Annotated in this window: 2 protein-coding genes; both read right to left on the reverse strand. The window is 43.3% G+C overall.

Going from position 1 to position 2364, the window contains the following annotated elements:
• Positions 1–219: 219 nt before the first annotated feature.
• Positions 220–1902, reverse strand: coding sequence for an NAD-dependent malic enzyme (locus CXF72_RS00315; RefSeq protein WP_101036052.1), 1683 nt, complete (start codon positions 1900–1902; stop codon positions 220–222).
• 170 nt (positions 1903–2072) lie between these two features.
• The coding region (locus tag CXF72_RS00320) for a TRAP transporter large permease subunit (protein ID WP_157823149.1) at positions 2073–2364 on the reverse strand (292 nt) is incomplete at its 5' end.

Below are 2364 nucleotides of genomic sequence, written 5' to 3' on the forward strand. Positions count from 1 at the left end.
GTATGCGATGGGTTTATAAGCGCAATAGATTCGTTTTATAAAGTAAGAGTAACCTTGCTCCTGTTAAGGCGTTTAATGCGGCTAGGGTTATTAGGATTGGCGCAGAAAAGCGGGCCACTTAAGAATAAAGTCATGAAGTATGCGATGGGTTTGTAACATCAGAATATGAGATCACTTCCGGTTTTAAACCGGCAGTGATCTTATATCAAGGTTGGTTATCTAAAAAGAGGTGCGCCTATAGGCTCTGTATTTAGGTGCCCAGAAGTTATCAACTAATCGGCGCTGCATGGTTTCTTCAGACACAGGCAAAGCCAACCCATCAACAATTGCTTGTTGGGCAACTGCATAAGCGATTGATTTACTGATTGGTCTTATTTCACTCAATGGCGGTAACAGTGCGCCTTTTACTTTTTCATACTGCATAGATGCATCTGCTAATGCCTGACTGGCTGCCATTAACATATTATCGCTAATTGCCGTCGCCCGCGCCGCTAAGACCCCTAGCCCGATTCCTGGGAATATATAACTATTGTTACACTGGGATACTTCAATATATTGATCTTCATATAAAGTGGGCGGGAATGGACTGCCGGTGGCGACAATAGCCTGACCCTGACTCCAGGTGGTTATATCCTTTGGAGTGGCTTCAACTCTTGAAGTGGGATTTGATAAAGGCAATATAATAGGATGATCAACGTTAGCGCACAAACTTTCAACAACCTCTTGAGTAAATAGGCCAGATTGACCACTTACACCAAATAATACGCTGATATTGCCCTGTTTGACGACCTGCTCTAGTCCAATATGCGAGCTTATATCCCAGTGACTGAGATCCTTTGTATATTGTATCAGAGGCTGTTGAAACGCCTGCAGGTTGGGTATTTGATCCGTTAATAAGCCATAACGGTCAACCATGAATACCTGCTTGCGTGCCTGCTCTTGGGTCAAACCTTCACGCTGCATCTGTCTTACTATGTGCTGGGCAATACCGCAACCCGCAGATCCTGACCCCAGGAAAGCAATGCGCTGGTCACTGAGTTTTTCACCTTTATTCTGGCAAGCCGCAATAAGAGTGCCGACGGAAACGGCTGCAGTACCTTGAATATCGTCATTAAAGCAGCATATCTGATTGCGGTATTTATTTAAAAGAGGTGTCGCATTGGTCTGTGCAAAATCTTCAAACTGCAGCAGTACTTCAGGCCAGCGACGTTTGACCGCCTGAATAAAGAGATCCACAAATTCATTATATTCTTCGCCTGTAATACGGGGATTACGCCAGCCCATATACATAGGATCCGCCAGTAACTGGCTGTTATTTGTACCAACATCCAGTACGATTGGCAAACAATAAGCGGGGCTGATACCTCCGCAGGCTGTGTATAAAGCGAGTTTACCTATCGGAATCCCCATGCCGCCTATGCCCTGATCGCCTAAGCCTAATATGCGTTCACCATCTGTCACTACAATCACTTTTACGTTTTGTTTGGTGGCATTTTGTAACATATCATCAATTTCATGACGCTCGGGGTAGGAAACAAATAATCCTCTTTTACGTCTGTATATTTTAGAAAATTGCTCACAAGCAAGCCCGACCGTTGGTGTATAAATAAGTGGCATGACTTCTTCGAGATGATGTTCTATCAGGTGATGAAATAAGGTCTCATTAGTATCCTGAATATTTCGCAAGTAGATATGTTTATCTAAATCAGACTTAAACGAACTAAGCTGTTGATAGGCTCTAGCCGATTGCGATTCAATTGTTTCGATATTATGTGGCAGTAGGCCGGTTAAGTTGAAGTGATGTCTTTCTTCTTGGGAAAAAGCGCTGCCTTTATTAAGTAAAGGGCTTTCTAATAATGCCGGACCGGCAAAGGGGATATATAAAGGTCGTTGAAATTTCATAGTTTCTCGTTTTTGCGTATTAAAGTTACGTCTTGTACAGCAGCATCAGCGAATAATTTTTATATACTGCTCATTAAATGCTCGTTATAGGAAATACATCAAATAAGTGATCCGCCTCGCAGGTTAATTTCCCCAGACAATGCAGGACCACATATTTAATAGATTTACTGTTAGTGAGTAATGATTTCAGGTCCCATCATCAAGGTTGGCAACCAGGTTGAAACCCATGGCACATAAGTGACTATCATCAAAAACAGGAACATAACACCGACCAGCGGTAACGCGGCTTTCACTACCCTCATCATCGACATCTTGGCAACGCCTGCGGTCACAAATAGATTCAGTCCCACGGGCGGAGTGATCATCCCTATCTCCATATTCACCACCATCATAATACCAAGGTGAATAGGATCAATTCCCAGTGAGGTGGCTATCGGAAAGACCAAAGGCGCAACAATAATC

The organism is Psychromonas sp. MB-3u-54, assembly GCF_002836415.1.
In the GTDB taxonomy this organism is placed as follows: Bacteria; Pseudomonadota; Gammaproteobacteria; order Enterobacterales; family Psychromonadaceae; genus Psychromonas.

What these genes read in the sequence shown, in the direction of transcription:
- CXF72_RS00315 (WP_101036052.1), bottom strand. Translation starts at nt 1,902, where the DNA reads ATGAAATTTCAACGACCTTTATATATCCCCTTTGCCGGTCCGGCATTA.